At 66.2% G+C, this 11663-nt stretch carries 11 protein-coding genes and 1 pseudogene; 6 read left to right on the forward strand and 6 right to left on the reverse strand.

What is annotated here, in order from left to right; genetic code table 11:
* The first annotated feature begins 71 nt into the window (after positions 1 to 71).
* The 6 genes from B7X32_RS03700 (at position 72) to B7X32_RS03725 (ending at position 5305) form a co-directional block, all read left to right on the forward strand.
* On the forward strand, positions 72 to 1550 hold the full coding sequence (locus B7X32_RS03700) for a PD-(D/E)XK nuclease family protein (protein WP_292716216.1): 1479 nt from the start codon (positions 72 to 74) through the stop codon (positions 1548 to 1550).
* Positions 1551 to 1612: 62 nt separating this feature from the next.
* The gene (locus tag B7X32_RS03705) at positions 1613 to 2200 is read left to right on the forward strand and encodes a hypothetical protein (RefSeq protein WP_292716219.1); all 588 of its coding nucleotides are present in this window, start codon (positions 1613 to 1615) and stop codon (positions 2198 to 2200) included.
* A gap of 24 nt (positions 2201 to 2224) precedes the next feature.
* The gene (locus B7X32_RS03710) at positions 2225 to 2749 is read left to right on the forward strand and encodes an SLOG family protein (RefSeq protein ID WP_292716222.1); all 525 of its coding nucleotides are present in this window, start codon (positions 2225 to 2227) and stop codon (positions 2747 to 2749) included.
* Positions 2750 to 3039: 290 nt separating this feature from the next.
* A complete protein-coding gene (locus tag B7X32_RS03715) occupies positions 3040 to 3438 on the forward strand; it encodes a hypothetical protein (protein ID WP_292716225.1) in 399 nt (132 codons plus the stop codon).
* Complete coding sequence (locus tag B7X32_RS03720; RefSeq protein WP_292716228.1) at positions 3435 to 3905, forward strand: hypothetical protein; 471 nt, start codon at positions 3435 to 3437, stop codon at positions 3903 to 3905. Before B7X32_RS03715 ends, B7X32_RS03720 begins: the two co-directional genes overlap by 4 nt.
* Positions 3906 to 4108: 203 nt before the next feature.
* Positions 4109 to 5305, forward strand: coding sequence for a hypothetical protein (locus B7X32_RS03725; RefSeq protein ID WP_292716231.1), 1197 nt, complete (start codon positions 4109 to 4111; stop codon positions 5303 to 5305).
* Between the two features lie 11 nt (positions 5306 to 5316).
* On the opposite strand, the gene B7X32_RS03730 is transcribed toward B7X32_RS03725, so the two are convergent.
* From B7X32_RS03730 to B7X32_RS03755, 6 genes and pseudogenes are all read right to left on the reverse strand, one after another.
* On the reverse strand, positions 5317 to 6225 hold the full coding sequence (locus tag B7X32_RS03730) for a hypothetical protein (RefSeq protein WP_292716234.1): 909 nt from the start codon (positions 6223 to 6225) through the stop codon (positions 5317 to 5319).
* A gap of 79 nt (positions 6226 to 6304) precedes the next feature.
* Positions 6305 to 6808 carry a single-stranded DNA-binding protein gene (locus tag B7X32_RS03735; protein ID WP_292716237.1) on the reverse strand — a complete coding sequence of 168 codons (504 nt, stop codon included), beginning with the start codon at positions 6806 to 6808 and terminating at the stop codon, positions 6305 to 6307.
* A 119-nt stretch (positions 6809 to 6927) separates the two neighbouring features.
* Positions 6928 to 7782, reverse strand: a complete 855-nt coding sequence (locus B7X32_RS03740) for a hypothetical protein (protein ID WP_292716240.1) — start codon at positions 7780 to 7782, stop codon at positions 6928 to 6930.
* The gene (locus B7X32_RS03745) at positions 7779 to 8369 is read right to left on the reverse strand and encodes a hypothetical protein (RefSeq protein WP_292716243.1); all 591 of its coding nucleotides are present in this window, start codon (positions 8367 to 8369) and stop codon (positions 7779 to 7781) included. The genes B7X32_RS03740 and B7X32_RS03745 overlap by 4 nt, the downstream gene beginning before the upstream one ends.
* A 39-nt stretch (positions 8370 to 8408) precedes the next feature.
* Positions 8409 to 9305 (reverse strand): KTSC domain-containing protein, encoded by an 897-nt coding sequence (locus B7X32_RS03750; protein ID WP_292716246.1) that lies wholly within the window; start codon positions 9303 to 9305, stop codon positions 8409 to 8411.
* Between the two features lie 34 nt (positions 9306 to 9339).
* Positions 9340 to 11663, reverse strand: a pseudogene (locus tag B7X32_RS03755) (hypothetical protein); the annotation flags it as partial.

Below are 11663 nucleotides of genomic sequence, written 5' to 3' on the forward strand. Positions count from 1 at the left end.
CTCAGTACGCATCACCTAGTCAGCTGTCCGCATGTCGCAGCACCCGCGGTGCAACCGCGCATAGGTCAACCATGACCGACCTCTCCACGTACTTCGCCGGGTTCGCTTTCGAAGGCAACCGGCTGCGGGTGCAGAACGAGCAGGCTCTCGGTCGAATCCGGCGCGAGCAGTTCTCGGCATCGTCGTTCAACGACGTCGCCCAGTGCCCCACCATGTTCGCCGCGAAATCGGTGCTCCCCCGTGTGCAAAGCCCGTTGGAGCCTGCTCCCCTCGGGAACGTCGCCCACACCGCAGAGGAGAACTTCTACGGGCTTGCATCCGCCGAGCGCACCCCTGAAGCACTCACCGACTTCGTGCGACAGGCCGCACGTGAGCATGCAGACAAGCACAAGGCGTTCAAGCACCCCAACCTCTTCAAGACCGTCTACGACACCGTGCTCCCCTGGGCGCACGGCATCTTCGCCCTCGAAGACCCGACCACCGTTGATGTTCACGGCACGGAACTGAAAATCGAGGGCGTGAAGCTGAGCAACGGCGTGCCCTTCGTGGGCTTCGTAGACCGAACCGACCGCATCGAAGGGGACCCGAAGCGGCTCATCATCCGGGACTACAAGTTCGGCAAGACCGTCCGCCCGCCCTCCCACCACTACAGCTCGCAGATGCGGCTCTACCACGACGCCATCGAAGTCACCCTCGGTATCAGTGCCGAGCAAGCCACGCTGCTGTGGCCACGGCAGGGCAAGGTCGTCCGTGCGGACCTGTCCGAAAACGCGAAACGGAAGACGCTCGTCGAGTTCCGCCGCGAGTTCGACAACATGAACGCGTACGCCGACGGCGGGGCGTTCCCCACCAAGCCGAGCAACCTCTGCGGCTGGTGCCCCCTCGCAAACATCTGCCCCGCCGCACGCATCACCTCGCAGAACGCCATCGGCCACGCTGCGGAGATGCCGTCCGTCGAAGACCTCGCCATCGGGCTGGACGACCGGGCGCATTCCCTGCTGGTTGGACGCCTCGAACGAACCGGGCAAGCGGTCCCTGTCGCCGCGCGCACGGCGACACTGCGCATGAACATTCCGACCGAGCACACGGTCGAACCGAGTAAGGAGCCTGCCATGTCGAACGCCCCCGTCCCGTTCCCCGCCAACAAGTGGGCCGCGAAGGCCGCACTCCGCGTCGCGGATGCCGCCGCCGTTCACCTCTCCATCCACCAGCAGCCCATCGACCGCGGCACGGTGTCCGCTCTCGCCCGTGTGCTCGCCAGCGTGGTGGAGCGGTCTGCGCGGGAGGCGTTCGTCGGCGGTTTCGACTGGACGTTCGACTCAGCGACCGAAGCCACCACCATCGTCATCTCGACGCTCCGCGGTAACCCGGCCCCCTTCGGTCAGGGAACCACGGCGTGGACGGCCTGGGCCGAACACCTCACTGCGCTGAGTGTCCTGAAGCTGCAGTCCGGGGTCTACGTGATGAACGAAGGCAACACCGAGGGTGCCATCGCGCACCTCGCCTCCACCACCGTCGCCGTCCTGCCAGGGGCTGCTGAAGCAGCCTGATTCGCGCATAGAGGTAGGGATGGGCTGCACGGCCCTGAAACAACGACAAAGGACACGAAACCATGGCATTTGGACTCAGTGAGCAGGCGGTCGAGCAGGCTCTGATTCAGGCGTTCAGCACGGCTGGACCTAACGCCTCCGAGGGGGCCGTTACGCAGCAGTTCTGGCGGCTCATGAAGGTGCTCTCCCCGGAGAGCGCGCTCCGCAAGAAGCTCGCTCAGCTGGAGGACGTGAAGCCCGTCTACGGCACCCTCATCGGCATCGACAAGGAAGCCGGAACCGACCGTGGCAACGGCACGGGCCCCGGCCGTGGCATCATCTACGTCAAGTCGATGAGCACACACCCGAGGTGGAACCCGCAGGGGCAGGAGTACAGCCGCAGCGACCTGCTCAGCAACGGGGCGGCGCGGGACCTCATGCAGAGCGCCAAGAACCTCATCGGGCACCGTGTGCTCGCCACCGTCCTGGTCATCGTCACCGATGGCGGCAAGGTTCGCGAGCTCGCACTCCTGGAAGACCTCGGCGCCGACAAGGACTACGACCCGAACAACCCGGCGTATCAGCCGGACTACGACTACCTGTTCCGTCAGCTTCCGGCCGACAAGAAGCAGGACACGTTCAGCCGGCTCGCCTCCCACGGGGCACGCTGACCCATGGGCGTCCAGGAAGGGGCGGTGTCCGCGAAGGACGCCGCCCCTTACCGCGTCATGGTGACTGGCGGCCGCATCTACGGCACCGACCCCACCCATGGTGCCGAACAGCGAACTGTCATGCTGAACGCCCTCCGCGGGGCCCGAGCCCGCGCGAACGGCCGACGCATGGTGCTCGTTCACGGGGCCGCGTCAGGGGCCGACGCAATGGCCGCCCGGCTGACCGAGCACAGCCACAATGCAGAAGCCGAGGCATGGCCTGCGCTGTGGCGTCGCGCCGAGCCGGGACTGTTCCCCCACAACACGGATGGACCGCGCGTGGGGAACCTCCCTGCCTACTACCGGGATGAAGCACTGTTTGTCGCCTCGCACCCGGGCCGCGGCAACTACGACAAGAGGGCCGGCTTCGCCCGCAATGAGGCCATGCTCGCCAGCGGTGTCGACGAAGTGCTCGCGTTCTTCGCTGAAGGCGCCGCGAACAAGGGCACCCAGGGTGCGGTCAACAGCGCACGCCGGCTTCGTATCCCCGTCCGTGAGTACCGCGCGTAGAGCAGCTACTCGCCGTCGCGGATGGACGCTCGTTTCGCATCTGCACGCGACCGTTGCCGATGCGGGCGGTTGTCGTGCGGTTGAGCGGCGGATGATGAGCGCAGCGCGTGCATCGCTTTCGAGAAGTCTGGGTTCGGTGCGGGCCGGATGGAGACCTCAGGCGCAGTGCGTTCGCTCGGTCCGAACTGCCCGTTGCTGCGGCGGCGTGATTCACGTTCAGCGATACTCATGACGGGGATGTACCGCGTGGTGGTCGCCCGTGCCGGCAGCTGACCGCGCATAGATGACTCATGGAGCAACGTGATGCGCTGATTGCGTGGGCGAAAGCCGAGATGAAGGCGCATGTGACCGTCGCTGCCGCACAAGCAGCACTCGATGACATGCTTCGCGTGTTCTACGACGCCGCACAGCAGGCACAAGCCCCCACGGAAGTCAGCGTCGAGCGCAGCGACCCTGAGGACAGCCTCAGCATCGCCGCCGCGAGCGTCGCCGTCATGGACGCGCTCCCGCGCGGCTCCGTCGTCATGGACGGCTCGGACGGTGCCTGGCGAAAGCTCACCTCCGGCGAATGGAGGGACCTCGACTCGACGTATTTCGCTGCGGAGAGCGCCCACACCGTTGCCTGGCAGGACTCCGTCCCCCGCATCCGTGTCCTGTTCGCCCCACAAACGGAGGAGGTTTCCCAGTGACCGATGTCACGCCCACCGTCGACAGCGTCCGTGACGCGTACATGCGGGACCGCTATGAGCGAGATGACGTGTACGGCTCTCAGTCGTACGCCGAGTTCCAGCGGTTCCTGAGTGCGCTCAGCTCTCTTGGCACTATCGAGGGCCTCGGAAGCCGTCAGTTTGTTGTGGGCTGTGCATGCTGTGGAGCCCGAAAAGTCATCGCCAACGACCCGCTCAACACCAACCTCGAAGTCTGCGGCGACTGCGGCGTGACCATCGGCCGCGACCTCCCCAAGGAGGAAGGCCCTGCTGAGTGGGAGTACGGCATCCGCTATGCCCTCGGCAGCGAGGAGTTCGAAGGCGATGACCTCGAGAATCTCCGCCAACGAGCCGAGGGCATCCGGCAGCGTGGAGGCCGATACGTGGACACCTGTGTCATCCGCCGGCGACCCGCAGGCGACGCCGAGGAGGTTCCTGATGGTGAGTGAGTTCGTGCCGTGCGGGCGCGGCGTGTGTGCAGCCGAGGAAGGCCACGACGGTACGTGTGCTCAAGCTTCGGGGTGGGATTCTTTCACCGAAGACGCGAACGATGCCGCGTTCGAGAGGGGTTACGCGGCAGGCTTTGATGCAGCGCTCGCCCGGACGGAAGCCGTGTCGCCTGCGGCGTCAAAACCCCGCGCATGAACGGAGCATGGACGAGCAGCTGAGCGACGAGGCCCCCTATCAGCCGACATACGTCATCCCCGCGTCGGCTCGGAGCATCGCAGAGCAGCGCATCACCCGCGCCAATCGACGTCTGCGCAAGCTCGGCATCGACGAGCAGTTCGTCATGCTTGCCCTGAAGGAGTTCATCGCCGAGCCCGACCCGGACCATCCGTACCGCCGCTCCATGCTCCGGTTCCAGCTGAACGCTCCGAGCATCGCCCACGCCGGCTGGCGGTTCGCTGGTGCGCACCAGGCGACCCCGGACGGCCACATCGTCAGCTACGGTTCCGCCGCTCCTGCCACCAGCATGCGATGCGAGCACTGCGGGCAGAACCGCCGCCGGGGGACCGTTTACACGGTCGTCAACGGCGACAACACCATTCAGGTCGGGTCCACCTGCCTGGAAGCCTTCCTCGGAGTGAAGCCCGATGGCCTGTGGGCGCTCATGTTCGATGCGGTCGGCGAGCTCGATGACGACGAGACCTACCGCTCATTCAGCGACCCGAACCTGGTAGCTCGCGCCGTGGACGTCATCTACACCGCCCTAGAGGTCAGTGACGAAGGCCGCAAGTTCGTGTCCCGCCAGCATGGCAGCGTAGAGACACCCGCGACTGCCGCCCTCGTCAGCGAAGCCCTCGGCCGTATCTCCCACGGACTCGGTGACAGTGCCGACCCTGAGCGGCTCGAGCGTGCCCGCCAGATTCTCGCATGGGTCACTGAGCAGCCCGCAGAGGTGTCCAACTACGTCGACAACCTCCGTGCCGTGCTGGCCGGAGCGGACCGCTACGTGGGCCGCAAGCATGTCGGCATCGCTGTCTCGGCTGTCTCCGCCTACCACCGTGAGCAGGCGAAAGCCTCCGCGAAGGCTGAGGTCGTGCCTGGGTTCATCGGCGAGGTCGGTGAGCGTCTGCGGGACCTGCCCGTAACGGTGAACCGGATGACGTATCTCGGTCTCAGCGAGTACGGATACCCGGCGCCGGAGAAGTGGTTCTTGTCCTTCCGTGACGAAGACGGCAAGACGGCCGTATGGTTCACGACCGGCGAATGGGGCGACCGCTTCGACGAAGGCAACACGGTACTGCTGACGGCGACCGTGAAAGCCCAAGAGGAGTACGCCGGTTCCCCTCAGACGGTCCTCACCCGTGCGAAGGTCACACTGGTCGAGCCGGCGCCCTCCGAGTAGGTTCCCGGACGTCAGCCGCAAGCCCCGGCCCACGACGGCGACAGCGACAGCCCCCCACCGGAGGACGACGCCGAGATGCTGTATGTCCCCGGCCCGCCGCTGACGGTCACGCTTGTGCTGCCGCCACCGCTGTTGCTTCCGGAGCCCGGGCCGGAGATGCTGACCGAAACCGTGCCGCCACCGCTGGCGGTTGCCGTCACGGTCGCTGGGCCGGAGCATGTGACGGAGTCACTGAGGCTTGCCCCGCCGCCTCCGCCGCCTCCCCCATTGCCGCCGGAGTCACCGCCACCAGAGTTCGAACCGCCCGTGTCGACCGGCTCGCTGGCGCCCCCGCCCTGCGCATTCCGGGCAGCTTCCTCGGCAGCTGCTTGAGCGGCCGCCTGTGCTGCGGCGGCATCCGCAGCGGCTTTGGCTGCAGCTGCTGCTGCTGCTTTCGCCGCGGCCTCATCGGCCGCGGCTTTCGCGTCCGCAGCTTTCTTCAGATACGAGGCGGTGTGCGAGGCCGTCGCGTACCTGTCGAGGTCGCGTTGGAACATCCCGCGCTCGTAGACGAGCAGGGCGCTGCAGTCGTTCATGGTTGGCACGGTCCCGCCGAGCACGTCCGTGCACTCGGCCACGGCGGTTTGGAGCCGGTTGGTGGAAACGATGGGCGTCTTCGCTGCACCGAGGGTCTCTTTCGCTTCGGCGAGACGGTCGCTGAGATGCGATTGGGCGGCGAGAAGGGCGTCACGGTCGCTGATGCTCGCAACCCATACCTGCGCCTGCCGGACAACATTCGGCCCCTGCCAGACGCCGGCACCGACGACAGCGCCGATGAGCACCGCCGCGGTCAGCACCTTCCCGGTCCGTGTGGTGAGCCGGTACCGAAGGGTGCTGAGCGGTGTCCTGGTGAGGATGACCTGGGGCTGTTTCTTTCCCATGCGACCCCCTATGCGCGCGAACTCATCACGCGCACGACGAAGGCCGGGAAGCGAACCTCCCGGCCTTCGCTGCCCGCCGTCAGAACTGCATGTCGTCCGGGTTGAACCCGCCCTGAGGGGCCTGCGCCTGCGGGGCGGCCGACTGCGCCTGCGCGACCTGCGGCTGCGGCTCGACGGGTGCGGCCTGCGCCTGAGGGGCGCTCTGCTGACCGTTGCCGGTCTGCGCGCGCGTCACCACGGCGGTCGCGTAGCGGAGCGACGGGCCGATTTCGTCGACCTCGAGCTCGACCGAGATACGGTTGTTGCCGTCACGGTCCTGGTAGCTCCGCTGGACGAGGCGTCCCTTCGCGATGACGCGCATACCCTTCGTGAGGGAGCCCGCCACGTGCTCGGCGAACTCGCGCCACACAGACGCACGGACGAACAGCGCATCGCCGTCCTTCCACTCGTTCGCCTGACGGTCGAACGTGCGCGGCGTCGAAGCGATGGTGAAGTTCGCCACCGGGAGTCCGTTCTGCGTGAATCGCAGTTCGGGGTCCGCGGTGAGGTTGCCGACCACGGTGATAACGGTTTCTTCTGCCATGAGTTTCGTGTCCTTTGTTCGTTGACCGGGGGCGGCGCCCCCTGTCGTTACCTCTATGCGCGAGGACTGCTCCTTGCGCATCTGCCCGGGCGGCTGTCGCCGTTCGTGCGTCCCTACCCCTATGCGCGGATGCTCAGCGCTTGACGTCGAATCCCGTCAAGCACATCCGGCACGGTCGTTCCCTTCTGCGCCGCCACCTGAGCGGCCAACTGCTCGACGACGTCCATGAACCCTGCCGCCACGTCCAGTGGGCTCGAGCCGTGCAGCAGGCTTCGAACGACCTCCGCGGTGTCCGTGGTGACAAGCTCCACACCGTCCGCGGTGATGAAACTGTCGTGCGAGTGGAAGGCCTCAGCCAGTCGCGTCGCTGTCAGCACACGCGCAACAGGGTCCGAGGTCGTGAGCTGTGCGGCGCGGTAGATGTCCCTCAGCGCCCGCATGTGCCGCAAGTCATCCTCGATATCGAGCATGGCTCGGTGCGCCTTCGTCGGCAGGGGCGGCACCAGGGGCTGACCCGTGACCTGCATGTAGTGGCGACGCGCGCTTGACACGTCCTGCTCCCAGTACGCGAGCCTGGCCGCCAGCCGCGGCATCTGCGTCTCGATGATGGGGTGGTCGTATCGGGCAACCCCGGAGCCGCCCAGGCAGATGGTGCTGTCGGGTCCAGCGTGCTCGTCGATAACCGCAAGGATGCCGTTCTCGGCGTCCTCCATCGACGGGAGGTGGCCGCGCCCGGAAACGAGCTCGGCGAGGAGCCCGCTCTTGCGATGCATCTCGTAGACGACCGGTGTTGTCGCAATTCGGGCCATGTCGTGCCGGCGCGGTTCAACCAGGGTCTCAAACCGGCCAAGTTCGGTGAGCTCCTCATCGACCAGGATGACGGCGACTTCCAGGATTCGGTCGTCGGGCCGGAAGTGCGGGTCTGCGGAGACGCCCGGCGTTTCAACATCGAGCATCAGGGTGAGGGTGCTCATTTCCTTGCCCCTGTCGTGGCGAGGTGCTCACGAATCTGACGAGCGCAGTAACGGTCGCCGTTGTCGGCAGACGCCTCGAGCGCCGTCGCGGCATAGCTGAGGGTGTTGGCCCAAGCCGACTCGCCTGTGGCCGTCGTCGATTGTGCGATGTCGATGAACGTCTCGAGCGCCCACCAGTCGCTCGGGGACAGGTCCGTGCCGTTGTGCCGCTCGAACCACGTCGCCACTGCGGCCACAAACCCGCCAGCCGGTCGATTGGGTGCAGCTTTGACGAAGTACTCGCGGAGTGCCTCCGCTTTCCGGGCCTGAATGGTCATGATGCGCGACTCGGAGTTGGAGGCATTCCGGTCTCGAAGGGAGAGACCCCGAGGGGACGCGCTCACCACAACCCCGTTCGATGCGGTGAAGGTCTCGGCATCCTGAGCACCTCGGGCATCGGGTTCGACCGTCCGGGCGCGGAACTGCGCCTCGAACCGGTCCGCCCATTCCTCCGCCACAGCAGTGCTCAACGGCTCATGGAGAATGGGGTTCACGCCTCGCATGAAGGCGACGAGGGCCTCGCGGTCGAGTTGCACGCTGGTTGTCATGCTCACGTTATGCGCGGTCCTCCAACCCGCCTGGCGACATCACGCGTGCGTCAGGGGCCGTGCGGTGTCGTGCTGGGATGCGCAACGGTGCGTGTTGGACGCGTTGTAGTAGCGGGTGCATCGCTCGCACTGGGCGACCTCGTATCGAGGCTGCCCTTTCACGAAGGCGTTGTAGGCGCGTCCGACGGACGGCGCTTCCAGCGTCTCCTGGTATGCCTCGCGGGAGACGTGGTAGCCGTAGGTGCGGCCGTTCATCTCCACAACCAGCTGCTCGTCAGCCTCGTTGTACCCGATGCCGGTAATCCAACTGCTGGCGTCCACACGGCGAAGGCGCACGCCGGCAGCGGCGATGCGTTCGCGGCGGCGCTGCAGGACGTCCTTGATGTCATGCAACGCCAGCGATGGGCGCCGGGTCTCCAGCACGGCGTTCACCGCTTCGGCGGCGTACGCGCCCTCAGCCTGAGGCATACCGACCGCTGACACGCTCCACCGCCCATCCTCGTGGCGGGTGACCCGCACATGCCCTGTCACCGGACCGCGAGGAGTTGCCGCCTCCACAGGCATGTCGAACGTCGTCCCGGTCTGCCGGGCGAACGCTTCGATGGACGCCACTGACGGCATCCGCAACGTCACCTCACTGCCCTCATACCGGCGGAGCTTCCCCTCCCCGCGACCCATGACCGTGTACCCGTCGCCGTTGCTGGCCGTCAGGCCCGCAGCTGCCCACCAACGTTCCGGGCTGATGTCCCCGGATGGGTCGGCTTTCGCCAGCGACCGTGCAGGCAGGTAGCCGTGCGCTTCCAGGGCGGCACGCCGAGCGCTCATGAACGCGTCCGTGCTCTTGGACCCCAGACTCACCTCAGGTGCGGAAGCGGATTTGGGGGCGAAACGTCCCACGACGTCACGCCGGATGTCGGACTCATCGAAGGTGTTCATGCCCCGCATGTACCGTGGGGCGAACGTTCGCGTTCTACTCGTCTGCCGAGGTGACGTGCACGATGCGTGCCACAACTGCCCCGTCACGAGAGAGCATGAACTCGTTGATGTGGCTCCGGAAACGCGGTGACCATTCCAACCCGTCCGGGTCGATGCCAGCTTCCCGCAGGTCGGAGGCGTACTTGCGCCGGTACCCCCGAGGTGGGACACGCAGCATGGGCACGTCCGCAATCGTGACCGCAGCGGGCGCAACCGATTCCTTGTCGGCGGCGCTCGTCGGCAGTGCTTCCTGCGGCACGTCCACGGCGGGGACTGACGGAAGGTCGCTGGTCACAGGGAACGCCGGCACGGTCACGTCCGCCTTCAAGGCACCATGCACGGGGTCGTCGATGTCCACCACGTCCACCCGTTGCACGGTCAGCTGCCGAACGGTGCGGATGAGAATGTTCCCTTCCTCGTCCTCCTGCTCGAACTCACGGATGCGCACCCGTGCCGTCACGGCCACAACCCACCCGAGGGGCGGGAATCCGATGGTCCGCTGTTCGGTGAGCTCGCGGTCCCAGATGACCCCGTCGATGCTGTCCCGGGAGCCCTCCAGCGTCAGCGCGACCTTCCGGCCGCCGCGATAGGAGTCTTCCTTCCACGCGGAAAGGACCCCGATGACGGTGACGTTCTCCCCGTTGACCGCAGGCACAGCCCCAACAGGGATGGCACCCTCGGAGAAGATGACCTCGCCGTACTGATTGAGAATCTCCTTCCGCCACACTCGCACTTCATTCTGGAAGACGGTGAGGGGGTGCGCGCCCAAGCTCACACCCAGACGTGACCTTTCACGGGCGGCACGTTCGATGACGCCATATTCGAGGTCTGGCACGGCCGCTGGCAGCGACTCCCCGGACAAGCCGGCCACCATCGCCAGACCGTAACGTGGGCCGAAAGCGTCCAAGGCTCCCGCTTCCGTCAGAGCGAGCACTTGATTGGACTGAATCGACTTCCCCAGGTCGTCGATATGCACACGCCGAACCAGGTCGGACAGGTCTCGGAACTCGCCGGACTCCATGCGCTCACGGGCAACACGGGCACCTGCGGCTCCCATGTCGGCAATCTCGCCCAGACCGAGCCGCACCGCCGAATCACCTTCAGGGCGGCTGCGCTCACCGGAGCGGTTCACGTCTGGCGGCAGGATGGCGATGCCCTCTGCCGGCAAGCCCCGGAGGGCTTCGATGCGACGCTCCTTGTCGGTCGTGTTCGCCAGAATCGCGGCACCGTACGCTGCAGGCCAGTTGGCTTTCAGGAACGCCGTCCAGTACGCCAGGTATGCGTACGCCATGGAGTGCGACTTGTTGAACTGGTACTCGGCGTTGCCCTTGAAGTACTCCCAGATGCGCTCGGCGGTCTCACGCTGAAAGGCCATGGAGACAAGGGCACCGTCGATGTCCCGGTGCTCCTGCACAGCGCCTTCCATGAACGCGGTCTGGACCTCCTCCATCAGCGCCTTGTTCTTCTTCCCGATGGCCTTGCGCAGCTTGGAGCGCATCATCGTGTCGAAACCGGCGATGACCGTCCCCAGCTGCATGACCTGTTCCTGGTAGATGGTGAGGGCATAGGTGTTGCCGAGCTTGGATGCGAGCGCCTCCTGCTCGGCGAGGTCGTCCGTGTAGAGGTCGTAGTCGACGTCCTCGCGCCCGCTCTTGCGACGCCCGTAGTGCTCCGGCATGCCTGCGGACAGCGGGCCGGGGCGAAACAGGGCGAGGATGGCGGAGAGGTCCTCGATGCTGTCGGGCTGCACGTCCTGAGCCAGCGATGTCATCCCGTCCGATTCCATCTGGAAGATGCCGGCCATGCGCCCGTCGCGCAGTAGCGCCCATGCCCTCTCTACCCTCGGGTCGCCCTTCACCCCGGGCTCCGGGATGCTCTCCAACGTGAGGGTTTCCCCTGTCGTCTCCGCGATGTACTCCATGGCGGTGTGGGCGATGTCGAGGTTCCGCAGCGCCAGGATGTCGAACTTGATGAGACCGAACGCTTCCACGTCCTTCGAATCCCATTGGGTGACGAGGCGTCCGTTCTTGTGCACCCGCAGTGGGATGAGGTCAGGCAGGTAGCGGTCGCTGATGACCACGCCGCAGGCGTGAATCGAGGCGCCGTTGATGGTGTCCACGAAACCCATCGCCAGGTCCACGACGGCTTTCCCGCGCTCTCCAGCCTTCTCCAGCCGTCGGCGGAACTCGGCTGACTCCGCGTTGTCCGCATCCAGCAGGTCCGCGAAGCCCATCGGCTGGCCGTACTGAACGGGCACCACCGCTTTGAGGGCGTTGCCGATGCTCGACTCGTCCAGTAGTCGCGCGGCGTCCTCCAGCG

This window comes from Microbacterium sp. 13-71-7 (assembly GCF_002257455.1).
Lineage (GTDB): Bacteria > Actinomycetota > Actinomycetes > Actinomycetales > Microbacteriaceae > Microbacterium.

What these genes read in the sequence shown, in the direction of transcription:
- B7X32_RS03700 (WP_292716216.1), top strand. Translation starts at nt 72, where the DNA reads ATGACCGACCTCTCCACGTACTTCGCCGGGTTCGCTTTCGAAGGCAAC.
- B7X32_RS03705 (WP_292716219.1), top strand. Translation starts at nt 1,613, where the DNA reads ATGGCATTTGGACTCAGTGAGCAGGCGGTCGAGCAGGCTCTGATTCAG.
- B7X32_RS03715 (WP_292716225.1), top strand. Translation starts at nt 3,040, where the DNA reads ATGGAGCAACGTGATGCGCTGATTGCGTGGGCGAAAGCCGAGATGAAG.
- B7X32_RS03725 (WP_292716231.1), top strand. Translation starts at nt 4,109, where the DNA reads ATGGACGAGCAGCTGAGCGACGAGGCCCCCTATCAGCCGACATACGTC.
- B7X32_RS03730 (WP_292716234.1), bottom strand. Translation starts at nt 6,225, where the DNA reads ATGGGAAAGAAACAGCCCCAGGTCATCCTCACCAGGACACCGCTCAGC.
- B7X32_RS03735 (WP_292716237.1), bottom strand. Translation starts at nt 6,808, where the DNA reads ATGGCAGAAGAAACCGTTATCACCGTGGTCGGCAACCTCACCGCGGAC.
- B7X32_RS03740 (WP_292716240.1), bottom strand. Translation starts at nt 7,782, where the DNA reads ATGAGCACCCTCACCCTGATGCTCGATGTTGAAACGCCGGGCGTCTCC.
- B7X32_RS03745 (WP_292716243.1), bottom strand. Translation starts at nt 8,369, where the DNA reads ATGACAACCAGCGTGCAACTCGACCGCGAGGCCCTCGTCGCCTTCATG.
- B7X32_RS03750 (WP_292716246.1), bottom strand. Translation starts at nt 9,305, where the DNA reads ATGAACACCTTCGATGAGTCCGACATCCGGCGTGACGTCGTGGGACGT.